Origin of the sequence: Streptomyces sp. AN091965 (assembly GCF_022698285.1) — a bacterium.
GTDB lineage: Bacteria > Actinomycetota > Actinomycetes > Streptomycetales > Streptomycetaceae > Streptomyces.
This window is the reverse complement of the sequence record NZ_JALDMY010000001.1, coordinates 9,587,225-9,613,372: the sequence shown is the minus strand read 5'-3', so window position 1 is coordinate 9,613,372 and position 26,148 is coordinate 9,587,225. Positions and strand designations below refer to the sequence as shown.

The 26,148-nt window shown below is 73.0% G+C and carries 19 protein-coding genes; 6 read left to right on the top strand and 13 right to left on the bottom strand.

Features of this window, described 5'->3' with window-relative positions; all coding sequences use genetic code 11:
• Window position 1: 1 nt before the first annotated feature.
• The gene (locus tag MQV74_RS39720; protein ID WP_242728370.1) at window positions 2-3,694 is read right to left on the bottom strand and encodes a hypothetical protein; all 3,693 of its coding nucleotides are present in this window, start codon (window positions 3,692-3,694) and stop codon (window positions 2-4) included.
• Window positions 3,695-4,152: 458 nt separating this feature from the next.
• Here MQV74_RS39720 and MQV74_RS39715 point away from each other — a divergent pair, with 458 nt between their 5' ends.
• The gene (locus MQV74_RS39715; protein ID WP_242728369.1) at window positions 4,153-4,878 is read left to right on the top strand and encodes an SIR2 family NAD-dependent protein deacylase; all 726 of its coding nucleotides are present in this window, start codon (window positions 4,153-4,155) and stop codon (window positions 4,876-4,878) included.
• Window positions 4,879-4,936: 58 nt separating this feature from the next.
• Here MQV74_RS39715 and MQV74_RS39710 read toward each other — a convergent pair whose 3' ends face one another.
• Window positions 4,937-5,275, bottom strand: coding sequence for a hypothetical protein (locus MQV74_RS39710; protein ID WP_242728368.1), 339 nt, complete (start codon window positions 5,273-5,275; stop codon window positions 4,937-4,939).
• A gap of 247 nt (window positions 5,276-5,522) precedes the next feature.
• Between MQV74_RS39710 and MQV74_RS39705 the strand changes: the two genes are divergently transcribed.
• A complete protein-coding gene (locus tag MQV74_RS39705) occupies window positions 5,523-5,870 on the top strand; it encodes a hypothetical protein (RefSeq protein WP_242728367.1) in 348 nt (115 codons plus the stop codon).
• Window positions 5,871-5,877: 7 nt separating this feature from the next.
• Here MQV74_RS39705 and MQV74_RS39700 read toward each other — a convergent pair whose 3' ends face one another.
• Entirely contained in the window at window positions 5,878-7,356 is a 1,479-nt protein-coding gene (locus MQV74_RS39700; protein WP_242728366.1) for a glycoside hydrolase family 5 protein, read from the bottom strand.
• 157 nt (window positions 7,357-7,513) lie between these two features.
• On the bottom strand, window positions 7,514-8,899 hold the full coding sequence (locus tag MQV74_RS39695) for a S41 family peptidase (protein ID WP_242728365.1): 1,386 nt from the start codon (window positions 8,897-8,899) through the stop codon (window positions 7,514-7,516).
• A gap of 340 nt (window positions 8,900-9,239) precedes the next feature.
• On the opposite strand from MQV74_RS39695, the gene MQV74_RS39690 reads away from it, so the two are divergent.
• Both MQV74_RS39690 and MQV74_RS39685 read left to right on the top strand, forming a co-directional pair.
• Window positions 9,240-10,979, top strand: coding sequence for a sigma-70 family RNA polymerase sigma factor (locus MQV74_RS39690; protein ID WP_242728364.1), 1,740 nt, complete (start codon window positions 9,240-9,242; stop codon window positions 10,977-10,979).
• Between the two features lie 334 nt (window positions 10,980-11,313).
• Window positions 11,314-13,392 (top strand): M6 family metalloprotease domain-containing protein, encoded by a 2,079-nt coding sequence (locus tag MQV74_RS39685; protein WP_242728363.1) that lies wholly within the window; start codon window positions 11,314-11,316, stop codon window positions 13,390-13,392.
• A gap of 103 nt (window positions 13,393-13,495) precedes the next feature.
• Here the strand turns inward: MQV74_RS39685 and MQV74_RS39680 are convergent, their stop codons facing one another.
• On the bottom strand, window positions 13,496-13,870 hold the full coding sequence (locus tag MQV74_RS39680) for a hypothetical protein (protein ID WP_242728362.1): 375 nt from the start codon (window positions 13,868-13,870) through the stop codon (window positions 13,496-13,498).
• Window positions 13,871-14,144: 274 nt separating this feature from the next.
• Between MQV74_RS39680 and MQV74_RS39675 the strand changes: the two genes are divergently transcribed.
• Complete coding sequence (locus tag MQV74_RS39675; protein WP_242728361.1) at window positions 14,145-15,257, top strand: PQQ-dependent sugar dehydrogenase; 1,113 nt, start codon at window positions 14,145-14,147, stop codon at window positions 15,255-15,257.
• An 88-nt stretch (window positions 15,258-15,345) separates the two neighbouring features.
• Here MQV74_RS39675 and MQV74_RS39670 read toward each other — a convergent pair whose 3' ends face one another.
• The 3 genes from MQV74_RS39670 to MQV74_RS39660 all read right to left on the bottom strand — a co-directional run bounded on the left by MQV74_RS39670 (window position 15,346) and on the right by MQV74_RS39660 (window position 18,144).
• The gene (locus tag MQV74_RS39670) at window positions 15,346-15,762 is read right to left on the bottom strand and encodes a hypothetical protein (RefSeq protein WP_242728360.1); all 417 of its coding nucleotides are present in this window, start codon (window positions 15,760-15,762) and stop codon (window positions 15,346-15,348) included.
• An 85-nt stretch (window positions 15,763-15,847) separates the two neighbouring features.
• Window positions 15,848-17,248 (bottom strand): M28 family metallopeptidase, encoded by a 1,401-nt coding sequence (locus tag MQV74_RS39665; protein ID WP_242728359.1) that lies wholly within the window; start codon window positions 17,246-17,248, stop codon window positions 15,848-15,850.
• A 101-nt stretch (window positions 17,249-17,349) separates the two neighbouring features.
• Window positions 17,350-18,144 carry an SAM-dependent methyltransferase gene (locus tag MQV74_RS39660; protein ID WP_242728358.1) on the bottom strand — a complete coding sequence of 265 codons (795 nt, stop codon included), beginning with the start codon at window positions 18,142-18,144 and terminating at the stop codon, window positions 17,350-17,352.
• Between the two features lie 239 nt (window positions 18,145-18,383).
• Between MQV74_RS39660 and MQV74_RS39655 the strand changes: the two genes are divergently transcribed.
• Entirely contained in the window at window positions 18,384-19,250 is an 867-nt protein-coding gene (locus MQV74_RS39655; protein ID WP_242728357.1) for an SAM-dependent methyltransferase, read from the top strand.
• 12 nt (window positions 19,251-19,262) lie between these two features.
• On the opposite strand, the gene MQV74_RS39650 is transcribed toward MQV74_RS39655, so the two are convergent.
• The 5 genes from MQV74_RS39650 to uriH form a co-directional block, all read right to left on the bottom strand.
• On the bottom strand, window positions 19,263-19,961 hold the full coding sequence (locus MQV74_RS39650) for an alpha/beta hydrolase (RefSeq protein WP_242728356.1): 699 nt from the start codon (window positions 19,959-19,961) through the stop codon (window positions 19,263-19,265).
• Window positions 19,962-20,062: 101 nt separating this feature from the next.
• Window positions 20,063-20,587 carry a hypothetical protein gene (locus tag MQV74_RS39645; protein WP_242728355.1) on the bottom strand — a complete coding sequence of 175 codons (525 nt, stop codon included), beginning with the start codon at window positions 20,585-20,587 and terminating at the stop codon, window positions 20,063-20,065.
• 80 nt (window positions 20,588-20,667) lie between these two features.
• Window positions 20,668-23,421 carry a helix-turn-helix transcriptional regulator gene (locus tag MQV74_RS39640; protein WP_242728354.1) on the bottom strand — a complete coding sequence of 918 codons (2,754 nt, stop codon included), beginning with the start codon at window positions 23,419-23,421 and terminating at the stop codon, window positions 20,668-20,670.
• A 142-nt stretch (window positions 23,422-23,563) separates the two neighbouring features.
• Complete coding sequence (gene uriT / locus MQV74_RS39635; protein WP_242728353.1) at window positions 23,564-25,009, bottom strand: uridine transporter UriT; 1,446 nt, start codon at window positions 25,007-25,009, stop codon at window positions 23,564-23,566.
• Window positions 25,006-25,953, bottom strand: coding sequence for a uridine-preferring nucleoside hydrolase UriH (uriH, locus tag MQV74_RS39630; RefSeq protein ID WP_242728352.1), 948 nt, complete (start codon window positions 25,951-25,953; stop codon window positions 25,006-25,008). Before uriH ends, uriT begins: the two co-directional genes overlap by 4 nt.
• Between the last annotated feature and the right edge of the window lie 195 nt (window positions 25,954-26,148).

Here is a 26,148-nt window from a genome sequence, read left to right as displayed (position 1 = left end):
GTCAGTCCACCTCCGCGAAGGCCGTGCAGTAGTCGAGGACGGGGTCGATGCGGGCGCCCGTGACCGGGTCGGTGTACGGCGACATGAGGTCGACGAAGGACGGCGGTGTGAGCTCCGGGGCGGGGGCGGCGCCCGCGACGTCGGTGCGCTTGCCGCTGCCCGCGAACTTCTTCTCGCAGCGGATCGTCACCGACTTCGAGAAGAAGCCGATCTCGATGCTGATGGTGAGCCGGGCGCGGCCGACGGCGTAGCCGCCTTCGTAGCCCAGTTCGAGGTAGAGCTCGATGGAGGCGGAGACGATGCCGAGGACGTCGACCTCGCCGCGGGCGCGGAGGTAGCCGACGAGTTTGACGTTGGGGCGGATCTCCTTCTGGTCGGGCCTGCCCGGGTCGTTGGTGACGCTGACGAGTTCGAGCCGGAAGTAGATGCCCGCCATCACGGACAAGCTGCCGCTGGCCACGCCGAAGTTCATGGACACCGCGGCGCCGAATTCGACGGCGGCGTCCAGGACGGCGATTTCCTTGGGGTTGAGGACGATGCCGAAGTAGCCGCCACCGCCGAGCATCGACACGGTGAGGCGGAACGGCGCCTCACGGCGGCAGAACGAGAAGCCCGCCTGGAGCGGGGTGTTCCCGATGAACGGCACCGAGAGCATCGCGTTCAGGGAGAGGTTCTCCAGGCTGAACACGCCCACGGCCGCGTTGGGCAGCTGCATCGAGTAGTTGGCGTGGATGCCGGAGCTGTCGACGGTGAGGGCGGGCGGGTCGCTGAAGCCGTCGAGCGGGATGAGGTTGCGCAGGGTCTGGATGAACTCCAGGTGCCCGATGAAGTCGACGCTGCCGAGCTTCACCTCGACGTCGGGTTTCTGGCCCGCGCGCATGGTGAAGCGGATCCGCTGGAAGTGCAGGGCGATCGCTTCGAAGTCGGGGACCATGCGCAGCTTGAAGTTGTCCAGCGTGCAGGTGATGTCGGCGGCCTGGGGCACGTCGGGCCGCAGGGAGCCGCGCAGGTCCGCCACGAGCGTCAGCTTGCCCACGGGCCAGAAGACGGCGTCCTTCTCGTGCTCCGGGGGCTCCTTCTTGTCCGGCCGCCACGCCGTGATGTCCGGCTGCCACTGGATGCGGGAGTTGACGACGTCCGGCAGCTTGGCGCCGAGCGCCGCCATCTTGATGGCGTCCCGCAGCGCGATGACCTCGCCCGCCCCGTTCTCGTACGTGGCGGTCGCCTCGGCGATGCGGGTGAGCAGCTGCCGCACACCGGTCTCGACCCCGGCGGGCAGGGCCACGCGCAGCTCCCTGAGGGCGTCGGCGAAGGCGCGGAAGGCGTTGTCGACGTCCTCGATGCGGGTGGGGTTGGGGGCGTGCTCCAGATTGCTGGTGATGTAGGCGAGGAGCACCTCGACGAAGCGTGTCGCGGTGTCGACGACGCGGATGACGCGGTCGGCGGTCTGGGGGAACTGTTCCTGGACGGCGGCCAGGGTGTCGCGCAGACCGCGCAGGTCGTTGAGGAATCCGGTGACGGCGTTGACGGTCGCCGTGAGGAAGTTCGGCGCCTTGAGCCGGTCGAGTCCGGCCTCCTTGAGGATCGCTGACAGCGGGAACATTCCGAAGAGCTTGGCGTCGTTGATCTGCTTGAAGTAGTCGAGGGGGTTGAACCGGCCCTGGAGGAGGTTGACCCACTTGTCGGCCGGGTCGGCGGCAGGAGCGAGGGCCGTGGCGGGGACGGCGGCCACCGGGCCGGTCAGCCGGGACAGGCCCGCGACGCTGAAGTTCGGCTGGGCGAGGGCTCCGGCGCTCTGCCCTCCCGAGCTGAAGGTCAGCGGGAACGGCTCGACGAGCTCGACGAACAGCTGGCCCTTGTTGGCGTCGGTGAAGGCGTCGCGCACGTACGGCTCGGGGTGGAACACCGACTTCGGCTGGTCACCGCCGCCGCCGGTGCCGAAGCGGCTGAGGGCCGGCACGACGGCGCGCGCCCAGCGCACGGTGGGCAGGAACAGGGGCTCTTCGGCGGCGACCGGGTCCGGGGCGAGCGCGGCGCCCCAGATCAGCCGGCCGGTGGAGAGCGTCGTGTCGTCGGGCTTGTTGCTCGGCGCGAAGGCGACGGCCTGGCCGCGCACGTCGGCGAGGGCGCGTTTGACCGCGTCGTGGGTCAGGTCGGGTTCCGTGGGGCTCGGCGCGGTCTCGTCCGGGGTGTAGAACGTGATCAGCGTCTGCACGTCGGCCCGGTTCCCGTACAGGTTCTTGCCGACGAAGGCCATGGGCGTGCGGAACTCGACAAGGCGGCCGTCCAGGTCGGTCATGCTCACCTGGAACTGGAAGGGCACCTCCCCGTCGGTCTCCGGGAAGAAGGCGAGCTTCTCGTTGGGGTGGTTGGGGTCGGTGGCCAGGCCCGGGATCGTCCGGGGCTCGTGCAGGTCGGGGGTGACGAGGGTGAGCAGCCGGACGCTGACGAACGGGAAACGGCGGCGCAGCCGCTTCAGCTCCTCCGGGTCCCCGGGCGCTCCGTAGCGGCGGACCGGCTCGCGCACCATGATGAAGAACCGCTGGTTGAGGTAGGCCGCGTGGTCCGGCCGCTCGTGGTCGAACTTGCGCTCGGTGACCTTGACGAGGTCCGCGAGGTGACCGAAGGGGAAGAGCCGCCCCCGGTACATGACCCGTACGTAGTGGTCGCGGCCGAGGGAGGCGCGGTGGCGCCACTGGGTGACCTGGAAGCCGTCGGGCGGCCGGTCCCAGCGGCCGAGGGAGTCGAGCCAGCCTCCCATGCTGGACAGCATGAGGTTGTCGCCGGTGAGCGGCGTCGGCCGGAAGCCGCCCGGCAGGCCGGTGTTGGAGGTCAGGTGCACCACGGACGACCGGTCCTCGGGGGTCATCGCCATGGTGAAGTCGTTGCCGTCGGGGCGCAGCGGGTGCGGGTCGGCGGGGTCGAAGCCGGGGTCGCGGGTCCAGACGGCACGGGCGCCGGTGGCGGGCAGCCGGGTGTGCCACAGCTCGACGCGGCCCGTGGGATCGGGGAGTTCGCTGGTGTGCGACCAGGTGGCGCCCTGGGGCGGTGACAGCAGGAGCCGGTAGGGCAGTTCGATGCCGGTCTTCGGGTCGTCCGGGTTCGCGAGCGGGTTCTCCGGCCGGGCTCCGGCGGCGGGCGCCGCGGCCGGGGCGGCGAGCAGCCCCGCGTCGACGGGCCCGTCGGGACCGTGCCGCGCCGCGAGCTCCGCCACCGTGCGGGCCAGGCGCAGGGCGTGGAAGACGTTGTCGGGAGCCTCGGTCACGGCGTGGTGCAGCCCGGCCGCGGCGGCCGGTTCCCGGGCGGCGTCCACGACGCGCAGGGGGAGCTCCCGCATCGCGTCGAGGAGGCCCTTCTCGGTGTAGGTGACGGAGCTCTGGGCTCCCACATCGAACACCAGGACGCTGCGGCCGCCGATGCGCGAGGCCACCGGCGGCGGCTTGTGCGGCTCGCTCCCGGCGAGGGTGGCGCCTTCCGGGATGCCGGGGGTGAGCTCGAAGAACGCCCGCTCGACGACGTGCTGGGGGCCGAAGGTGACGACGAGGTAGCCCGGCTGGTCCGGCTTCTGGCGGACCAGCCGGCGGGGTGCGAGCAGGGGCTTCTCCAGGCGCAGGCCCAGGAAGCGGAAGTGGAGGTCGAGCAGGTCGGTGGCGCGCAGCAGACGGTAGGGCTGCGGAGGCGGTGGCACGGACATGGGTTCCCCCGTTGCCGGGTCCGAGGACCCCGTAGGGCGGCATGGTGTGTCGCAAGAGTGGTGGAGGGAGGTGCGTCAGGACGTCGGTGTCACGGCCGACCTGCCTGACGCGTGGTGGGAGGGGTGGCGTGCCCGCGACGACGGAGCGAGGCGTGGCAGAGCCGCCACTGAAGCGAAGTGAGATGCGCCCTGGGATGGGTGATCCATGGTTCTATCGCACGCCGGGGGCTGTCGTCGCTGTCAATTTCGGCCTTCATGCCAGCTCCTGCCCGCACGCCGCTTCCGTCCCAGGATCCCCGCTCGGCGGGTGCGTGCGGCGATCGATACGCGCAGCTCACCCCATTGGATGAGCCGGAGGTGGCGCCGCGCGCAGCGCCGGACCGGTGCGCGGGCGCGTCCCGGTGCGCCAGGCGAAATCCGTTCGCCGGTGCGCGCCCGCGCGCCCTACGCTCGGCGGCATGAGCAAGCCCCTCGTCGCCCTTCTCAGCGGAGCCGGCATCTCCACGGACTCCGGCATCCCCGACTACCGCGGGCCGAACGGCCTGTGGCGGCGCGACCCCGAGGCCGAGAAGCTCGTGACGTACGAGTACTACATGGGTGATCCGGAGATCCGGCGCAGGGCGTGGCGGATGCGGCGGGAGAACCGCACGCTCCTGGCCCGCCCGAACGCGGCGCATCACGCGGTGGTCGAGCTGGAGCGCTCCGGCGTCCCGGTGCGGGTGATCACGCAGAACGTGGACGGGCTGCACCAGCTGGCCGGGATGCCGGACCGCAAGGTGCTCGAACTGCACGGCTCGGCACGGTCGGTGGTGTGCACCGGGTGTGGTGCGCGCGGGCCGATGGAGGAGGCGCTCGCCCGTGTCGAGGCGGGCGAGCCGGATCCGGCGTGCACGGCATGCGGTGGTGTCCTCAAGTCGGCGACGGTGATGTTCGGCGAGCGGCTCGATCCGGAGGTGCTCGGCGAGGCCGTGGCGATCACGAAGGCCTGCGAGGTGTTCGTCGCGGTGGGCACGAGCCTCCAGGTGCAGCCCGCGGCGGGCCTCGCGGGTCTCGCCGCCGACTTCGGGGCGCGCCTCGTCATCGTGAACGCCGAGCCGACCCCGTACGACGACCGGGCCACGGAGGTGGTGCGCGAGCCGATCGGCACGGCGCTGCCGGAGCTGCTGCGGGGGCTCACCGCCTAGAGGGGTGGACGGCGGGGCCAAGGAGGGGCGGCCCCGCCGTCCTGGGGGGGGGTGGTTCTCAGCCGAACTGCACGCTGTGCGGGAGGGGCTCGAAGTAGCCGCGCTCCTGGCCGGGGGCGAGGGTGTCCGCGCGCTCCTCGCAGCCCTGGTCGAAGTACACGGTGGCGATGGTGTCCGTGCCGTTGTTGACGCTGTCCGCGCCTTGGAGCAGGAGGTAGCACTCGCCGTTGTCCGGGTCGTCGATCTCCAGGTCGCCGGACTGGGACGAGTGGTAGAAGAAGGTCCCGGTGGCCGCGTGGGCGGTGCCGGCGGGCAGGGCGGTGAAAACGGCCAGTGCGGTGGCCGCGGCCAGGGCCGCGCGCCCGATGCGTGCCGACGTCATGCGCGTGGTGGTCATGGGTGCCACGGTTCCGCACGGGAGTGGAGTCACCCAGGGGACACACTCCCAGAGAGCCGGGAAGTCGGAGCGGGCAGCCGGTTCGCACGCCCCCTGTGCGCGCCCCGGGCGCCCCTCGTCCGACGCCCGCGTGACGCATCCAGGGCGACTCCCTCGTCCGGGTGAGTGCCGACAGGACCGGCATATGCGGACATGCGCGTGGGAAGCGAAGGCCCGTTGCACCCACCACTGTGAAAGGACCGCGCGTATGCGCTTCCGCACCGCCCTGGCCGCCGCCGCGGGCGCTCTTGCCCTGACCGTCGCCCTGCCCGCGTCGGCCACCGCGGCCGACGGCCAGTTCCAGTACACCTATAGCGGGCTCGACGGCAGGCCGCGGGTCGCCGTCATCGACGACCCGGAGAGCTGGGAGTGCGTCACGCTGCCGGAGGTGGCGGACCCGGGATCCAGCTCCCCGGCCCACTCGCCGCGCAACCGGACCGACGCGTACGCCGAGGTCTTCACGGAGCCGGACTGCACGGGTGACTCGTTCACCTTGCGACCGCACACCGGCTACGGCTCCGAACGCCTCAAGCTCCGCTCCGTGATGTTCTTCTGACGGCTTTTCAGCGACGTGTGCGGCTCGGCGGACCCGGTGTGACGCGCACGTCCACCGCCGCCTGGCGGGCGGCCCACACCTTCACGTGGCCCGCCCGTCCCGCGGGCACCCTGTCGGTGCTGGCGTGCGCCCCGCGCCCCGTGACCTCGACGCGCCATCCGGTGGGGCTCGGCGGCAGGGACAGCTCGGTGGTGCCGGGGCGGCGCGCGGCCCGGTAGGCCAGGCGGTAGGTGCCGGTGTCCGGGTCGTGGACGTCCTCGCGTACGGCTCCGGCGACCGCGGGGGCGTACGGCGTGGCGGTGCGCTCCTTGTTCGTACGGAAGCGGCCGTCGGGGTCGAGCGCGCAGTAGCCGCCGCCGTAGCACCACACGTAGCCCGCCCAGCCGGAGGAGTAGCGGTTCAGGGAGGCGAGGGCGTCGTCGTAGAAGCGGCGCATGTGCGGCAAGCCGCTGTTGAGGGGGCCCCACTCCCCCACCACGACCGGCAGGGAGTGCTCGCGCGGGTAGGCGGTGACGGCCCGCTCGTAGGCCTCGATCCAACCGGCCGACGGGTCGTAGTCGGCGCCCGCCTCCATCGCGGTGTTGTAGAAGTGCGGCGCGTACACGACCCGTTCGTCGTCGATGCGGCCGAGGCCGGTGGGGACGCCTTCGCCGACGATCGGGGTCGGCTCGACGAACAGCCAGGCCGAGCGGTCCCGGGTGCGGATCGCGTCCGCGAGGCGGTTGTACAGGGGGGTGAGCTGGGTGGCCTCGATGCGGCGGGCGGCGTTCGCCAGGTCCTCGCCGGGGCGGAGTTCACCCATCGGCTCGTTGATGAGGTCGTAGCCGAGCAGCGCCGGGTGGTCGCCGAAGCGGTCGGCGATCAGGCGCCACATGCGGGCCTGGGCGGTGCGCAGGTCCGCGTCCTCGTAGAGGTGGGTGAAGGCACGCTGGACGGCGGGCTCGAAGTACTCGGCGAACCAGTCGTCGGGGTGCGGGGTGAAGGGCAGCCCGTCGGTGCGCGTCGCCCAGCGGGGGATCCCGCGGTGGCCGAAGGCGGGTCCGAACACGTCCTGGTGGGCGTCGAGCACGACCTGGATCCTGTGCTTGTGGGCCCAGCCGAGGATCCGCTGGATCTTGCGCAGATAGCCGTTGCTGTAGTGGCCGCGGCGCGGCTCCAGGTCGTCCCAGAACACGAGGAGGCGCGCGACGTTGAAGCCGCGGGCGCGCAGGTCGCTGAAGTGGCGTTCCGTGATGGCGCTGAGGGCCTCGGCGCCGTGGTGGGTCTTGTCCTCGACGTTCCATCCGCGCAGCGTGAGGGTGCGGCCCCGGCGGTCGGTCAGGCGCGGGATGCCGGTGGTGTCCGCCGGGGGCGCTGCGCCGACGGCTCCGCCGCGCGGGCCGTCCGCCCGCGCGGCGGCGGGCCGGGCCTGGGCCGTGGGGGTCAGCGCCCCGCCGAGAAGGGCGACGGCGAGGAGCGCGGCCAGAGCCGTGCGGCGCGGGGCCATGGCGGACCTCCGGTGATTGACGGGGAACACCCTGGGTACCGAGGTGTTCGCGTCATCCAACCTGTTGACTGACGGCCCATCAAGATATTTGCGTGAGGCTTTGGTTGGAATTCCCAGCGGGCCTCGGGTCGCGCCCGCGCCGCACAGACCGAGAGGCTCAGTGCGCCTCCAGGACGCGCAGGGCGCGGTCGAAGGCCGAGTCGCGGTTCTTGGCGAACTCCTCCTTGGTGAAGACGGGTTCGCTCAGGTGCGGCGGGACGCCGGTGCCGTCGAAGGTGCGGCCGGTGCGGGTCAGGAACTCCTCGTTCGGCAGCCAGGCGACCATGCCGTTGGGGAGGTTGCGCGCCAGGACGTCCGAGAACACGCCCTGGGTGGCCTGGCCGACGCGCACGACCTTGCCGGGCCGGTCCATCAGGGCTTGGGTGAAGGTCTCCCCCGCGCTCACGGTCGAGCCGCCGGTCAGCACGGCGATCGGGCCGGTGTAGCGGGGCGCGTCGGCCGGGCGGACGCGGATGGGCTCGGGGCGGGTGTGCTTGCCCGGGTCGGCGGGGTCGTTGCGGGCCCGCTTGGAATAAGCGACGTAAGGCGTGTCGGTGAGGCGCTCGGCGATGCGGATGCCGAGGACGTCGGAGCCGCCGCCGTTGACGCGCAGGTCGATCATGAGGCCCTTCAGCCGCCGGGTGCGGTCCTTGGTGAGGATCGTGTCGAGCGCCCGGTCGAGCTCGGCCGCGTGGGCGGAGAAGGGGGCGCCCGCGGGCACGTACCCGGCGAAGCCGGAGATCCGCAGATAGCCCCGGTCGCCCGGCAGATCGGCGTAGGTGATCCGGCCGCCTCCGAAGTCCTTGCGGTACGTGGCGTGCTTCAGGTCGCGCTTCTCGATGAACTTCTTGGCCTTGGCGTCCAGTTCCTTCGTCGGGTTGACCGTGCCGGGGCGGACCTCGGCGTAGACGCGGTCGCCGTCCATGACCGCGACGTGGGCGTCGTGGAGCGGCTTCACCATGCTGCTGAAGATCGAGAACAGTTCCTTGCGCGTGGTGTCCGCGTGCACCCGGGGCCGGTACCGGTCGCGTACGGCGTCCCAGTCGACGCCCCTCGCCGCGAAGAAGGGGTAGTTCTCCGCGAACGACTGCCAGAACACGTCGAAGGACGCCCGGGGGCCCCTCGGGCCCTGCCGCGTGCAGTCGTCCGGCAGTGCCTGGACGCGCCGCAGGGCGCGGTGGCCCACGGAGCTGTCGAAGCTCAGGGTCGCGCGCCGCCCGTCGGGCCGGGTGCGGACGGCGACGACGGTGCCGTCCTCCGTGAGGTAGCGCCCGGCGCCCGTGCGCCGGGCCGACTCGCCCTTGAGACAGCTCACGGCGGTCGTCTGGTACTCCTGGAAGGTTCCGTTCCGGATCGCGAGGACGGTGCCGTAGCCGTCCATGCGCCAGTAGCCGTCGACGGTCGAGCGCTCCTTGCCGGGGGCGGGACGGTCCTTCGCGACGGCGCTCGGCGCGGCGCCCGCGGCGAGGGCCAGGACGACGGCGGTGGCGGTGGCGATGCGCACGGTGAGGCCTTCCGGGTAAGGGGTGCGTGACGTGAAGGGGTGCGGTGACGCGATCCGTGTCGGCATCACGGTCCCGCACGCGGCCCGGCGCGGCCATCCGGCTGGCCGGTGGGACGGGGGTGGGGACAACCCCCGCCTCTCGACACGCACCCCACGCGCCACCCCGGCCCGCCCCAGGCCTCGCACGCGTCACCCGAAGCGACTCGGACCTCGCACCGCGTGACGTGACTCGGGTCTCAAAGTGATCTGCGCGGTTTCTGTTATCCCCCCGCGCCCCGCAGGATCTCCGATGCAGTGGGCGCACTCAGCACCACGCAGCGATCAGGACAGGAGATGTGCCGTGCAGCACGATCAGTGGGAGCCGCAGCAGGGGGACGGCACCGGCCTGACCGCTCTCGTCGTCGCGGGCCGGGCGGGGGACGCGCGGGCCCAGGACGAGCTGGTCGCCGCGTTCCTGCCGCTCGTGTACAACATCGTCGGCCGCGCCCTCAGCGGGCACGCCGACGTCGACGACCTGGTGCAGGACGTCATGGTGCGGATGCTCAGAGGGCTTCCCGGCCTGCGCGATCCGGACTCGTTCCGGTCCTGGCTCGTCGCCATCGCCATGAACGAGACCCGCCGCCACCAGCGGCCCGCGCCGGTCGACAGCGGCCTCCAGGACGCGTACGACGTCCCGGACCCGGGCGGGGACTTCACCGACGTGACGATCCTCAGGCTCGGCCTGTCCGGGGAGCGCAAGGAGGTCGCCCGGGCCACGCGCTGGATGGACGACGACCACCGGGAGCTGCTCGCGCTGTGGTGGCTGGAGGCCGCCGGCGAGCTGTCCCGCGGTGAGGTCGCCGCGGCCCTGGAGCTCACGCCGGAGCACACCGCCGTACGGGTGCAGCGCATGAAGGCCCAGCTGGAGACGGCACGCGTGGTCGTGCGCGCGCTGGCCGCCGAGCCGCGCTGCCCCGTGCTCGCCCAGGTGGCGTCGGGCTGGGACGGCAGGCCGTCCGCGCTGTGGCGCAAACGTCTGGTGCGGCACACCCGCGACTGCGCATCCTGCGGGGGCCTCGGCGCGCGCCTCACGCCCGCGGAGGGGCTGCTCGCCGGGATCGCTCTCGTGCCGCCACTGCTGGTCATGGGGGCCGGGCACTTCTCCGGAGCGGGTGCCGGGGCCGGGACGGACACCATGGCGTCCGTCGCGTACGCGGGAGACGGCGAAGGACATGCGCAAGCCATGCATCAGCATGAAGCGGGAGCTTCTGGTGACGTCGGCGGCGGTGGCGCCCCTGACGTGACCCCCCTCTCCTCGACGGGCACCCCTGGCTCCCGGGCACGGCTGCGGCAGGGGCGGCGCAGCGTGCGCAGGCGGCGCCAGGCGGTCGGCGCGGGCGCGGGTGTGGCCGCCATCGCCGCGCTCGCCGGTGTCATGCAGCTCGCCGACGACTCGCCCGAGCCTTCGGACAAGGGCTCGGCGGTGGCGCTGGAGTCGGCTGAGCCCTCCGTGTCGCCGACGGTCACGCAGGAGCCGAGCCGGTCGCCGTCCCCCTCCGCGTCGCCGTCGAAGGCCAAGAAGGCCAAGAAGCCCTCGCCGACCGCGAGTCCTTCGCGCGCCAGCAGGAAGAAGACGGCCGAGCCGCCGCGCCCCACCCCCTCCACGAAGGCGGCGCCCCGCCCCACGACCAGGAAGCCCGCGCCGCCCGCACCCTCCGGGTCCAAGGCGCAGCAGGTCCTCAGCCTGGTCAACGCCGAGCGCGCCAAGGCCGGGTGCGGTCCCCTCACCCACAACAGCAAGCTGGCCACGGCCGCACAGCGCCACTCCGCCGACATGCGGTCGCGCAACTACTTCGACCACACCTCGCCGGACGGCACCGACCCGGGGCAGCGCATCACGGCCGCGGGCTACAAGTGGAGCACGTACGGCGAGAACATCGCGCGCGGCCAGCAGACCGCCGCCTCGGTGATGGACTCCTGGATGAACAGCGAGGGCCACCGCGCCAACATCCTCAACTGCTCCTTCAAGGAGCTGGGCACGGGGGTCGAGGAGGGCGAAGGCGGCCCGTGGTGGACGCAGAACTTCGGGGCGCGGGGCTGATGGTCTGACCCGGCGCGGGGGGCGACCCGGCGGGCGGTGAGCGGTGGGCCTCAGCCGCGCCCACCGCCGGGCCCCCACCGCCGGGCCGGGCCGGACGCCCCCCCACCGCCGGGCCGGGCCGCCCCCCCCACCGCCACTCGGAGCCGCCCCCGCCCCCGGACCGGACCCGGCCGCCGACCGCTGCCGGTCCGATTCGCCCCACCGGGCCCAACGCCCCATCCCACCAGTCAAATCCGTCCCAAAAGACTGTTGACACCTCAAAGGTGCCCGACGGAGGGTACCGCTGACCGGCTTGTCATGTTCTTGTCCACACCCACCAGGCAAGAGGTGAGCCTTGTTCCTCCGTCGCACCCGTCGTAGAAATGCGCGCGGCGCCAGCACGCGCCGCCTCCCGGTCCGCCGTCTCGGTCTCCTCACGGCGCTCCTGGGACTCACCGCCTCCGCCCTCGCCGTCGGCCCCGCACGGGCGAACCCCGAGCCCACGGCCCGGCCTCCCCTCGTCCAGCCCATCGACCCGCAGCGCTGGCAGAACCCCGACTCCATGACGTGGGCCGACCACCGGTCCGTGCCCGGCACCGACTGGGCCAATCCCGACCTCAAGCCCACCAAGCGCACCTTCAAGGGCGCCCTGGTGCTCCTGGACTACCCCGACGAGGAGTTCACGGTCAGCAAACCGGCCGGATCCAGCCTCTTCGGCAATCCCCAGCCGAGCGCCTCCAACATCCCGCGCGCCCAACTGCCGACGTTCTACCGCGACTTCCTCAACAAGCCGGGCGCGCTCAACCGCGGCCACACCATCAACGAGTACTGGATGGAGGACTCCGGCGGCCGCATCGGCGTCGACCTGACCGCCTTCGGCGTCTACCGCATGCCGTACAAGTCCTTCCAGTACGGCATCGAGCCGCAGATGAACCCGGGCGCCTGTCCGCGCGGCAGCAGTTGCGGCAAGGACATCCGCGCCGACGGCAAGGCCGCCTGGACCGCGGACGTGGGCGGCGGCGAGACCGCCAAGTACGACTTCGTCTTCTTCCTGACCGCGGGGCAGGACGAGTCGTCCGTGTGGCAGGAGTTCGGGCAGATGAAGTTCGCCTCGCCGCAGAGCGTGCCGGCGGCGTGGGGCCCGCCCGCGCCCATCGCCTCCGGCGGCAACTCCGCGAGCACCCGCTACGTGCCGTGGACGTCCTGGGCGGCGGCGGCCCGCATCTGGCCCAACGCGACGGCCGGATCGTCCACCCAGGCCGAGAGCTCCGGGATGGGCGTGTACGCGCACGAACTCAGCCACATCCTGGGCATCGGCGACAACTACAACAACCCGTACGGCAAACCGCTGCGCCGCGCCTACACCGGCATCTGGAGCATGCTCTCGCGCGGTTCCTTCAACGGCCCGGGAGGCCCGCACACCCGCTGGCAGATACCGTCCACCCAGGGCGGCTCGATGGGCTCCCAGCACGTCCTGCGCGACAAGCTCAAGCTCGGCATCGTCGACGAGAAGAACGTGCTGCGCCTGGACCGCGACGCGCTCAAGGGCTCCGGCACCGTCGTGGCCCGGGTGACGGCCCGCTCCGCGCCGCCCGGCGTCAAGGGGCTCAGCGGCGTCAACATCAGCATGAGCCGCGACCTGTCGCGCGCCTGCGATCCGGCCGCCGACCCCCTGTGCGACGGCGGCGGCTACCAGAACTACACCGTCGAGGTCGTCGACCGCATGGGCATGGACTCCTTCACGCCGGACAACGGCGTGCTGCTGTCCAAGACGAAGAACCAGGACCAGGCGCCGTTCGCGTGGGTGGTCGACGCGCACCCCGAGGACATCGACATGGTGGACTTCAAGCGTCCCGACGGCACCCCGCAGAAGATCACCATGGGCGACTACCGGCAGCTCAGCGACGCCCTGCTGCACGCCGGCGCCAACTCCGGCAGCGAGTACGAGTACGTCGACGAGGCCAACCGGCTGCACTTCTACGTCCTCGACCTGGAGCGCACCCCGAGCGGTGTCCTGTCGTACACGATCGCCGTCAAGTCCCTCGACGGCGCGGGCCCGCAGCGCCGGGGCGTGGCGCTGGACCGGGGGCACGCCAAGGGCAGCGCGGAACGCCGTGCCGTGTGCTCCTTCGACCTGGCCAACACCGGGCGCGGCCTTCCGCCGCGTCCGGGGCACCCCGAGAACGTGGACCGTTATCTGCGCTCCGACGTCTACCGCCTGTCCGCCAAGGCGTCCGGTGACGGCTGGTCCGCGTGGCTGCCCAACCGCCTCGCCACCGCGCGGTCCGGCCAGTCCGTCGAGGTCGATGTCGCCGTGAGCGCGCGGCGCGACGCCGACCGGAAGGGCCGGGTGGTGCTCACCGCCCGCTCGGAGAGCGATCCGGGCAAGACCGCGAAGGCCGTCTGCAAGGTGAACAAGGGCGGACACCACTAGGACCGCCCGAGGTCCGGGGTGCCGCCGCGTGCGGGGCCCCGAAGCGACGTAGCGGCCCCCGCACCGGTTCGGCGTCCGGTGCGGGGGCCGCTCGCGCGCGGCGTCAGTTCAGCGGGGCCTTCGGGGGCGTGCCGTAGAACGTCATGCGGGGCCAGCCGCGCTTGGCCGCGACCTCGTTGAGGGCCTCCGCGATCTCCGCGGGCGAGATGTCGTACTGGGCGGGCGACTCCTCGGTCTTGACCGTGAAGGTCATCGACAGCTCGGCGTAGCCGGTGCCGTGCTGGACCCGGCCGCTGAACTCCGTGCCCGGCGTGAAGGCGACGGCCGCCGCCTGCGTCCGCTCGGCGGACGCGCCGGTGTCGGCGGCCTGCGCCGCCTTGCCGTCCTCCGCCTGCGCGGTACCGGCCGACGCGAGCACCGCGCCCGCAGCGGCCGAACCCGAGTAGCCAAGCAGCGATCTTCTGGAGACTCCGGACATGTTTCCCCTCCTGACCATGGCGGCCTCCCCCCTGGAGGCCCGCGGTGATCATAAAGAACACGGCGGGCCCATGGGGCGGAACAAGATCGTCCATATGGGAGCGGTCCGGCACGTGCCGCACCGGGGCCGCAGAGGAGTCCCATCCGAACCCCCGAGAACGGCCGATCGCCCGCGTTGACAGGTACATCACACGCTCCTACGGTGCCCCCACCCAACAGGAAAGCTTCCTCCCTGCCAGGGCCGTCAACTCCCCCCACTCCCCCTGGAGGACACCGTGTCACGCACCCGACGCCACCCGTCCCGGACCCTGGGCGCGCTGGTGGCCGCGGCCACCGCCGTCTCGCTCTGCGCGACCCTGACCACGGCCGACGCCGCAACGCGGGCCGAGCCGGGCACCCCCGACCCCGGCACCGTCACGACCCTCGCCGGCGCCCTCGACGTGCCGTGGGGCCTGGCGTTCCTGCCGGACGGCGCCGCGATCTTCACCGAGCGCAACACCTTCAACGTCTACCGCCTGACGAAGACGGGCCAGAAGACGCTCCTCGGCAAGGTGCCCTACTCCCAGACCACCGGCCTCGAAGGCGGCCTGATGGGCCTGGAGATCTCGCCGACCTTCGCCACCGACCACTTCCTGTACTTCCTGCACACCTCGACCGACGGCAACCGCATCGCCCGCATGACGCTGGAGAACAACACCCTCACCGGGTACAAGGTGCTCCTCGGCGGCATGACCAAGAACCGCGCCCACAACGGCGGGAGGCTGCGCTTCGGCCCCGACGGCAAGCTCTACGCGGGCATGGGCGACGCGCAGAACGGCGCGCTCGCACAGAACAGGAACTCCCTCAACGGCAAGATCCTGCGCATCAACCCCGACGGCTCGATCCCCGCCGACAACCCCTTCGGCAACGCCGTCTGGTCACTCGGCCACCGCAACCCGCAGGGCCTCGACTTCGACTCCCAGGGCCGCCTGTGGCAGGCCGAGTTCGGCAACAACGTGATGGACGAGGTCAACCTCGTCCAGAAGGGCGGCAACTACGGCTGGCCCAACTGCGAGGGCACCAGCGGCAGTTGCTCCGGCACCATCCCGCCGAAGAAGACCTGGCCGGTGGCCTCGGGCTCGCCCAGCGGCCTGACCATCATCAACGACCACGTCTTCGTCGCCACCACCCGGGGCCAGCGGGTGTACCGGATGCGCATCGACGCGAACTCCGGCCTGACCGACCAGCGGACGTACTTCCAGGGCACGTACAACCGGCTGCGCACCGTCGAGGTCGACCCCCAGGGCGACATCTGGCTGACCACGTCCATCGACAGGGACGGCTCCCCGGGCAACGACCAGATCCTGCTCGTCGACGTCGTGTACTCGGGCGCCGCCGCGCGCCGGTGAGGCGAGGGGCCGGGCCGCGCACACGCGGGGACGCGCCCCGGAGGCGAGTCCGGGGCGCGTCCCTGCGCGGGGCACTTCCCGCGGGGCGTTACTTGCCGACCGGCGAGACCGCGATGCAGCCCGCCACGACGTTCTCGCCGGAGGCCTCCTTGATGACCTCGCCCTTGTAGATCACCTTGCAGGTGAGGTCGGCCCCCGTCGGGTCCGTGGAGATCGGGACGACGGTGGGCGGCATGATCCCGCGCAGCGTCACCGTCTTCTTCCAGGGCAGCTCCGGCTTGGCGGCCTTCTCCAGCTTGGGGTTGGCGGCGGAACCCGCACCGGCGGCGAACTCGATCTCGTCGACGTTCTTGCCGGAGACCTCGTAGGTCACCTCGTACTTCTCGTTGACGGCCTTGTCGACGGCGTCGACGGCCTTCTTCTCGGCCTCGGAGCAGGCGCCGAGCGTCAGTGCGAGACCGGCGGCGGCGAGCGCGCACGCGGCGGCGCGGATCGTTCTCTTCATGTGCGCAGACAACAGTAAAGAGCACGCAAAGTCAATCCGCGCCGCCAGGGAATCCCCAGCTCAGCGCGGGGCCGCCGCTCGGCCCCTAACGTTGCGGCGCCGGGAAGGCCACCGGGCCGCGCAGTCCGGCCCGGTTCACCGCGCGCACGCCGAAGAACACGTTGTCCTTGGAGAGGTCGACGGTGTGGCGGGTGGTGTCGCCCACGCGGACGGCGTGGGTCCACTCGGGCGAGGTCGTCTCGCGCCACACGACCTCGTACCCGGCCAGGTCCGGCTCGCCGCCGCGCTCCCACACCAGCTCCGTCGCGTTCGTCAGGGCCGTGGTCACGATCTTCGCGCCGCGAGGCGTGCCCGGGGCCCGAGCCAGGCTCCACAGGGCCGCGGCGTTGACCCGGGCGACGCGCGCGACGAACGGGAAGTCGCAGAACTCGGGCAGGTCCCCGTACTGCTTGCCGTCGACGACCCGGACGTCCTGGTGCTGGTGGGCGTAGTCCTCCGCGGGCTCGGTGAAGCGGGCCGCCGGGTAGCCGCGTTCGAGGAACGGGATGTGGTCGCCGCCGCGCAGATAGCGGTCGCGGCGGTAGATCACACGGACCTTCATGCCGGTCGCGTCGGGGTCGGCGACCTCGCGCACGAAGCGGGCGAGCTGACGCGCGGGAGAGTCGTTCTCGCCACCGACGGAGCGCCGCACCTCGGCCTCCTGCGGCGTCTCGGAGGTGGGCACGCCCTCGGCGAAGAGCCGGATGGTGTGCGGGTCGCGGGTGCCGTCGTCGGCGGTGGAGCTGCCCACGATGTCGTTGGTGAACATCCCTTGTACGTCGGCCCGTTGGTCCTTGTAGCTCTGCGCGAGGTGGGCGGCGCCGTACAGCCCCTGCTCCTCCCCGGCGACGGCAGCGAACACCAGCGTCGCCCCCGTGCGCCGGGTCGCGAGGACGCGGGCCAGCTCCATGACCACGGCGACCCCGGAGGCGTCGTCGTCGGCGCCCGGGGCGTCGCTGGTGTGGTCCATGGGGTCGCCGGCGCGGGAGTCGTAGTGCCCGGAGACGACGTAGACGCGGTCGGGGGACGTCGTGCCGCGCAGCGTGGCGACGACGTTGGAGATCCGGGTCGGCGTCGGGATGCGCGGCCCCGGCTGCTGCACGTAGGACTGGAGGTCCACGGTCATCCGGCCGCCGGACGCCCGGGCGTACTCCCGCATCCGGGCGAGGATCCAGTCGCGCGCGGCGCCGATGCCGCGCTCCGGGTCGTCCTGGGCGGAGAGGGTGTGCCGGGTGCCGAAGGCGACCAGGCGGCGTACGGTCGCCTCGATGCGGCGGTGGTCGATCTCCCGCAGCAGGGCGCGCAGTTCGCGCGGGGCCGGCTGCGGGGCGAGCCGGGTTCGCTCGTCCGCGGCGGCCGGGCCCGCGGCCTGGACGGTGGCGGCGGCCGCGGTGGCGGCGGCGCCGGTGAGGAGGGTGCGCCGAGGGGTGCCCTTCGGATTCGCCATGGCCGTATGGTCATGCACACCACAACCCACCCGCAAGACGCGCGCCTCTCCGGAGTCACCCGGGCGCGAGCCCCGCCGTCGCGCGAACACGGCCAGCAGCGTCAGGGCTTGCGCGCCACGCCCCCGAAGTCGTCGACCTCCGCGGGCAGTCGGCCCTTCCGCGGCTCGGGCCGCCAGCGCGAGACGGAGACCAGACCGGGCTCCAGGAGGTCCAGGCCGTCGAAGAAGCGGGCGAGCTGCTCGGGGCTGCGGTTGACGCGCGGGTTGTCGCTCGCCTCGTTCCACTGCTCGATCATCTCGCGCATCCGCTCGGGGTCGAGCACCTCGGTGTCGTCGCACAGGACCAGATAGCTGCCGGAGGGCAGGGCGGCCACCAGGCGGCCCACGATGGCGTAGACGGAGTCGTCGGTGATGTGCGCGGTGATCCCGAGCAGCATCAGGGCGACGGGCCGGGCGAAGTCCAGGGTCTTGGCGGCTTGCTCCAGGATCGCGTCCGGGTCGCGCAGGTCGGCGTCGATGTAGCCCGTCGCGCCTTCCGGGGTGCTGGTGAGCAGCGCCTCGGCGTGGGTGAGCACGATCGGGTCGTGGTCGACGTAGACGATCCGCGCGTCGGGGGCGAGGCGCTGGGCGACCTCGTGGGTGTTGTCGGCGGTGGGGAGGCCCGTGCCGACGTCCAGGAACTGGCGGACGCCCGCCTCCTCGACGAGGTGGCTCACGGCGCGCACGAGGAAGTGGCGCTGGGCGCGCGCGATCTCGATGATCCCCGGGTTGGCCGCGCAGATCTGGTCGCCCACCTGCCGGTCGACCTCGTAGCAGTCCTTGCCGCCCAGCCAGTAGTTCCAGATGCGTGCGGAGTGCGGCACGTTGCTGTTGATCAGCGTGGGGTCGTACGACATGAGAGCCCTCCCGGGGTCGACCGCTGCGGAGCTTAACGCAGCTCCCGGCGGCGGTCGGCGCCGGATACGGCCGGCGTGACGGCGCCGAGCCCGTCACGATCGAGGACGTCATCGCCGAGCCGCCGCAGGGCGGCGCATTCCTGGCTCAACTACGCCCTCACGAACCGCACGGGTGACGGGTGCAATGTCCTTGTACGTGCGGAGGATCGGCATCCGCACCCACAGGGAGGAGACGCACCATGGCAGCGGAGGCACACGGCACGGCTCCCACCCCCGACGAGGTCGGGGCGATGTACGACCAGTACGGCGATCTGCTGGCGCACCTGCTCGGGTCGAGCGCCGTGCACATCGGCATGTACGTGCCGCACGGCACGCGTACGCCCGCGACCTCGCTCGTCGACATGGCCGACGTCGCACAGGACCGGCAGACCGAGTTCCTCATCGACACCTTCGACCCGGTGGCGGGCAGCCGCGTGCTCGACATCGGCTGCGGCACCGGCGCTCCCGCGCTGCGCCTGGCGGAGCGCACCGGGTGCCGCGTCACCGGCATCACGGTGAGCCGCAGCCAGCTCGCCCGGTGCCAGGAGCGGCGGACGGAGCATCCGGCCGCGGGCCGCGTGGAGTTCGCGTACGGCAACGCCATGGCCCTGGAGCACCCCGACGCGTCGTTCGACGCCGTCTGGTCCATCGACTGCGTGCCGCACCTGTCCGACCGTCCCCTGGGGCTCCGGGAGGCGCATCGCGTGCTGAGGCCCGGCGGTCGCTTCCTGCTGACCGAGTTCACGGTGCGCGGCACGCCCAGCGAGGCGGAGATGTCCGCGTACACCACGCTGTGGGCGTGTCCGCCGCTACGGCCCTTCGCCGCGCTGATCGGCGAGGTCGAGGAGGCCGGGTTCCAGGTGGAGCTGGTGCGGGACATGACCACCAACGCCGTGCTGTGCGGCGAGCTGATGGGCGTGCTCTACCAGGACCGGCGCGAGGAGATCGAGCAGCGGTTCGGCAAGGAGGCGCTCACCCACACCGACCCGCTGATCGGTCCGTTCCGCTCCTTCACCCGTCGGCACACGGACTACCACGTTCTGGTGCTCCGCAAGCCGGAGGACTGAGGGGACCGGGCGTCAGGCCGCCCCGACCTCGTTCGCGGCCGCCTCGATGAGGTCGGTGACCGGGCCCGGCTGGGAGGCCAGGGAGGCGTGGCCGGCGTCGAGTTCGATGGTCTTGCGCGGATTCATGCGCTGGGCCATGCGGCGCTCGTTGTCGGGGTGGATCATGCGGTCGGCGGTGGAGACCTGGTACCAGCTCGGCTTGGCGCGCCAGGCCGGGGCGGTGACCGTGTCACCGAACGTCGAGCCCAGCGGCGCCTTCTGCGTGACGGCCATGACCAGCGCCTCCTCGGGCGTGAGGTCCTGGGCGAAGCTCTCGTGGAAGGCGTCCTGCTTGATCCACAGATAGCCGTCGGAGTCCGGGGCGATGTTGTCGAAGGCGGCCGGGGGGTTCTCCTGGCTGATCTGCCCCGGGCTCTCCCCGGCGTCCGGCGCGAACGCCGCGATGTAGACGAGTCCGGCGACGTTGGGCAGGTCGCCCGCCTCGGTGATGACCGCACCGCCGTAGGAGTGGCCCACCAGGAGCACGGGTCCGTCGATCTGCTCGACCATCTTGCGGGTGCGCTCGGCGTCGTCGGCGAGGGAGGTCAGCGGGTTCTCCACCGCGTGCAGATCGTCGAAGCCGCGCTTGTTCAGCTCCACGATGACGTTCGCCCAGTGGGCGGCGCCGCCCCAGAACCCGTGCACCAGAACAACGGCCGGTTTGCCTGCCATGGCGATTCCACCTGTTCGTTCCACGCCCCCGGTGAGTGATGTGCGCTCCCACGCTAAGCAGGCCGGGCCCGGCCCGCGACCGGAGGCCGGACCGCGCGGTTTCAGCCGACGGCGGTCAGCTCGTCGAAGGCCGCGAGCAGGTCCAGGAGCGGCGCCTCGCCCCACGCGGCGACCGCCAGGGCCGCCGCGAGCACCGCCGTGCCGTGCGCGCCCCCGTCCTCGTCCCGCCAGGAGGCGCGCAACGCCGCGTCGTCACGGCCGGCCCAGGCCCGGACCGCCCGGGTGGCGGCCAGTTCGTGGTGCGGCGGGCCCGCGGCGGCGAGCCGGTCGGCGGTGCGGACCACGTCGGCCGGGGTGAGGGTGCGCGGGCCCGACAGGACGACGCCGACGACGACGCGCAGGACGTCACCGGTGACGGACGGCAGCTGGGCCCGCACGGCAGGGTCCGGGGTGTCGAGGGCCGCGGCGATCGTCGCGGAGTCGCCGCGGGCATAGGCACGGACCAGAGCGACGCCCCTGCGCGTCGCCTCCCGGCCCGCGCGGTCGGCGGGCTCGGCGCGCCGCCGGGCCCGGTCGGCCTCCATGAGCGACCCGTGGGGACCGTGCGGTGCGGGGTACGAGGTCATGCCCCGGCTCCTTTCGCGAGACGTGCCCCGATCTTCCGACCTCAAGTGCGGTTGAAGTCAAGCCCCGGGGGCCGCACCGGTCACTCCGGCTTCGGGGAGGTCCCGTCGGCCTGCGGGGAGGTCCCATCGGTGAAGTCCACGCGCGCGAGGTCGGCGCGGGCCGCGACGCCGAGCTTCGCGAGCGCGTCGGTCACCTGGTGGTGGACCGTGCGCGGGCCGAGCAGGAGCTGGGCCGCGATCTCGGGGTCGGTGAGGCCGTCGGCGGCGAGGCGGGTCACCTGCCACGCGCGCGGCGTGAGCACCGGCCCGCCGCTCGGCTCCGGCTCAGGGCGCCGGATCCGCTCCCCGGCCCGCTCCTGCTCGGCCAGGGCGCGGTCGAGCAGGGGCACGGCGCCGAGCCGTCGGAAGGTCTCGGCCGCGTCTGCGAGCTGCACGAGGGCCTCCGTGCGCCGTTGGGCCCGGCCCAGCCACTCGCCGTACAGCAGGCGCGTACGCGCGTGGTCGAAGGGTCGCCGGGCCACGCCGCAGGCCTCCAGGGCCCGGTGGAAGAGGGCCTCGGCCTCGCCCGGGTCCGTGGTGAGGAGCGCGGCGGTGCTGTCGGCGGCGGCCTGCGCCCAGGCGGCGCCGGTGCCGTCGGCCCAGGCCCGCAGCGCCGCCAGGGCGGCTCGCGCGTCCGCCTCGGCACCGGCACGGAGTGCCGCCTCCGCGGTGTCGGGCGCGGCGAGCAGCGCGAGAGTGGGGTGCGCGGCGGCGTGGCCGGGCTCGGTGAGGCGGCGCAGCCACGCCAGCGCCTCGCTGTCCCGGCCCGTGAACAGGGCGTACTGGCCCCGGGCCCAGTACGCGGTGGCCGTCAGGTCGCGCATGCCGCACGGCACCGAGCGTTCCAGGACGCGGTCGGTGAGGGCGGCGACGGCGGGCGTCTCGCCGCGCAGCGCGGCGAGACGCGCGAGAGCGGCGCGGCACAGGGACGCGGCGTGGTCGGCCCCGGTCTCCTCGGCCACGCGCAGGGCCTCGGTGGCGTCGGCGGTGGCCTCCGTCCAGTGGCCGCGCGCTATGTCGAGAGGGGCGGTCCGCGGGGCGGTGCGCACGAGCGCGCCGGTGGGGTCGGTCGCGCGCAGGGCGGTGAGCCGGGCGCGCAGGACGTCGGCGAGGGCGGCCTCCGCACCCCGGGCCAGGGCGAGCGGGGCGGGCGGGAGCAGCGGCCAGGAGCCGGTGCCGAGCCGGGCGACGGCGTCGCCGGTGAGGGGCGCGGCGGCGGACGTCTCGCGGTCGGTGTCCCACCACTGGTTGAGCGCGGGCAGCAGCGCGGCCTCGGGCAGGTCGCCGTCGGTGGCGAGGCCCGCCAGGACGCGCAGGGCCTCGGCCTGCCGGTCGCCGGAGCCCGCGGACCAGGCCGCGCGCACGGCGACGCAGGCCAGTTCGACGGCGCGGCCCCGGTCGGCGACGGCGCGCAGGTCCCGCAGGAGCAGCCGGTGTGCGCTCTCCTGGTCGCCGTGGGCGTGGGCGATGAGGCCGCGCAGGCCGCCGCTGATCCCGGCGACGACCTCCTCGGAGGCGCACCGCTCGGCCTGGTCGAGGAGGTCGCGTGCGGTGGGGACCTGTCCGGCCTCCCAGGCGGCGCGGGCGGCGAGGGCGAGGCGCCGACCCTTGCCGTGGGGCGCGGTGGTGAGGCCGGCGGCCCGGCGCAGACCGGCGACGGCCGAGGCGTGGCCGCCGCGCCGCCCGCTCCGCCGGGCGCAGTCCTCCAGTTGGGCGGCGATGTCGTCGTCGGGGCCATCGGCGGCGGCCGCGCGGTGCCAGGCGCGCAGGTCGGCGCGGCCCTCGCCGGTCAGGACGTCCGCGAGGGCGCGGTGGGCGCGGCGGCACTCGGCGGGCGGGGCGTGGTCGTGGACGACCGTACGGACCAGGGGCGTGGGGAAGCGGACGCGCTCACCCTCGATGTGCAGCAGTCCGGAGCGCAGGGCGTCCTGCCAGGCGGGTTCGGTGGCGCCGAGCAGGGCGGCGGCGGCGCGGACGGCGCGGTGGTCGCCGCGGTCCTCGGCGGCGGCGACCAGGAGGAGGGTGCGGGTGGGCGCGGCGAGCTGCGCGACGCGCACGGCGATGGCCCGGTGCGGGGGCGGACCGGGCGCCGTCTGCCCTTCCGTTCCGTCGGCCGCGCCGGAGCCGGGCAGCTCGCGCAGGGCAAGGGGGTTGCCGCCCGCGGCGCGCAGGGTACGGCGGACGGTCTCGGCGTCGGCGTGCGGCGCGGCGTCGCGGACGACGGCTGTGGCGGCGGTGTCGTCGAGGGCGCCGATCTCCAGGGCGGTGCCGTCGTCCCAGGGGCCACCGGGCGCGGGCGCTTCGTGACCCGTGGCGACGAGCAGGGCGACCGGTTCGCTGTCCAGGCGGCGGGCGACGTAGGCGAGGCACGCGGTGGTCGGCCCGTCGAGCCACTGGGCGTCGTCGACGGTGATCAGGAGGGGCTGGTCCGCGGCGAGTTCGGACAGCAGCGTGAGGGTGGCGACGCCGATGAGGAAGCGGTCGGGGCGCGCGCCGCCGCGGCCGAGCGCCGCACCCAGGGCCGCCGCCTGGGCCGCGGGCAACGCGTCGACCCGGTCGGCCACCGACCGCAGCAGCGCGTGCAGCGCGGCGAAGGCGAGGGGCTCTTCCACGCGGGTGCCGCGGCAGGAGAGCGTGGTGAATCCGGTCGCCGTGGCGGCGGCGTGCTCCAGGAGCGCCGTCTTGCCGATGCCGGGGTCCCCCCACAGCGTGAGCGTCGCGCCGCTGCCCTCGCGCGCTCCTCGCAGGACGCGGGCGAACGTGGCCTTCTCGAAGTCCCGTCCGTGCACGTTCATTTGGTCGAGATCCTAGGGCAGACACAGTCCGTCCTGACAAAGAGTCTCGCTCTTGCCCTTCTACGGACTGTGTTCGACCGCTTCCCGTCCGTCGGCCCCGCGGCCCCCCGTAGGGCGCGCGGGGCGACCCGTCGGGCAGGCCCTAGGCGTGCTCCTCCGCCGTCACCGGCTTCGGGATCAGGAAGGACGTCACGAACGCCGCCGCGATGAGGACGACTCCGGCGATCATGCCCGCCGAGTAGCCCGCCACCGAGGTCTTGTCCGCGGGCGCGGCCGCGGTCTGCACGGCGAACAGGACGGCGAAGCTCAGGCCCGCGCCCAGGTTGAACGCGCCCGCGTTGAGGCCGGGCAGGACGCCGGGGCTCTCCTTCGGGGACAGGACGATGCCGAGACCGTTGAGGACGATGTTGGCGACGCCCGCGTACGTGACGCCGATGAGGATCGACGAGACGAGCAGCAGCGGGCGCGAGTCGGCCTGGAGCGTGACGAGCATCAGGGCGACCGTCGCGGCCGAGCCGACGAGGCCGAAGCGCAGGACCTTGCCGTAGCCGAGGGTGGCGGCGAGGCGGCCCGCGAGGGGGCCCATGGCCAGGCCCGCGAGGGCGTAGGGGGTCAGGGTCCACCAGGCGGACTGCTCGGCACTCATGCCGAACCCGGCGTCCGCGTTCTGCGCGAACGCGGGGATCATGCCGTTCATGACGGCGAAGACGCCGGTCATGGTGAGCACGGTCGTCAGGAGCAGGGCCCAGGTGGAGCGCTGGCGCAGGTGCCGGGTCGCCACCAGCGGGTGGCTGCTGCGGTCCTCCGCGCGCCAGAACACGGCGAAGGCGGCCGCGGCGACGACGGCGAGAGCGGCCACGAGCGGCCAGTTGGCGTCGCCGAGCTTCCCCGCTTCGTTGAGGGCGATCAGGGCCGCGCCGACGGAGACGACCAGGATGGCCACGCCGGGCCAGTCCATGCGGGTCTCGGCGGCGTTGTCGGCGGTCGACTCGGGGGTGAGCACGGCGACCAGGACGGCGGCGAGGGCGGCGACGACGGCCATCACCCAGAAGACCGAGTGGAAGCCGTAGTGGTCGGCGAGCTTGCCGCCCGCGATGGAGTCGACGCCCGCGATGCCGCCGTTGACGGCGGTGATGACGCCGAGCAGGGTGCCGTAGCGCTTGGGCTCGTGGACCTCGTTGCGCAGCATGATCAGGCAGAGCGGGACCGTCGGCCCGGACACGCCCTGGATGACGCGGCCGACGAACAGCATCGGCACGCTCTGCGCGAGCGCGGCCACGACGCAGCCCACGGCCATCAGGACCATCATCGCGGCGAGCACCCGGCGGCGGCCGACGAGGTCGCCCAGGCGCGGCAGGAACAGCGAGAACAGCGCGGCGGAGGTGAAGAACGCCGTCTGGGTCAGGCCGACCTCGGCGGTGGTCGCGCCGAGGGAGTCCTCGACGTTCTTCAGCGCGGGGCTGAGCATGCTCGCGTTCAGCTGGAAGGCGAAGCACGCCACGAGGAGGGCGGTGACGAGGACCCAGATCCGCACCGGGCGGCTGCCCGGCGCGGTCGCGGTGGCGGACCCGGTGGATGAGGCGTTCACGCGGGCACCTCGCCGATGCGCTCCAGGGCGTCGACGACGAGGTCCCAGAACCTGCCGTGGTCCAGGTCGACGGCGACCTGGGTGTGGCAGTCGGCGGGGGCGGGCGCGCGGAAGTCGGCCACGGTCATGCCGAGGGTGAGGGTGCCGGTCAGCTCGATGTCCACGGGGGCCTTGCGCACCGTCATGACGCTCGGGTCGATGACGTACGCGACGGCGCACGGGTCGTGCACCGGCGGGTGCTCGAAGCCCTGCTCCCGCAGGTACATGGAGCCGAAGAAGTCCAGGAGCTCGCCCACGAACGCGGCGGGCCGCGTGCCCACGGCGGCGATGCGCCCGACGACCTCGGGGGTGGCGAGCGCCTGGTGCGTCAGGTCGAGGCCGACCATGGTGAGGGGCCAGCGCTCGTTGAAGACGATGTGCGCGGCCTCCGGGTCGATCTTGATGTTGAACTCGGCGACGGCGCTCCAGTTGCCGGTGTGGTAGCCGCCGCCCATGAGGACGACCTCGCGGACGCGCTCGGCGATGCGGGGCTCCTTGCGCACGGCCAGGGCGATGTTGGTCAGACCGGCCGTCGGGACGATCGTGATCTCGCCGGGCTCGTGGGACATCACCGTGTCGATGATGAGGTCGACGGCGTGGCGGCGGTCGAGCTCCAGGGCCGGCTCGGGCAGGACGGGGCCGTCCAGGCCGCTCTCGCCGTGGATCGACTCGGCAACCTCGACGTCGCGCACCAGGGGCCGGGGGCAGCCCGCCGCGAAGGGCACGCCGGTGATGTCGGCGATGCGGGCCACCGACAGGGCGTTGCGGGTGACCTTCTCCAGGGTCTGGTTGCCGACGACGGTGGTGACCGCGACCAGCTCGACGTCCGGATTGCCGTGCGCCAGCAGCATGGCGATCGCGTCGTCATGCCCGGGGTCGCAGTCGAGGATGATCTTTCTGGCCATCGCGGAACCTCTTTGTTCGGCTGAGGCGGCGCTGGCGGGCGTCACCTCGGGAAAACGTTCTCCGAAGACTTTGTGCACGGGTGCGCATTATGTCAACGATCCGGAGCGTCCCCGTCCATGTACCCACGCAACGCCTCTGAACTGGTGTGACGTCAGGCCTGCGCGAGGCGACCCGAGGACCTGCCGCGCTTCGGC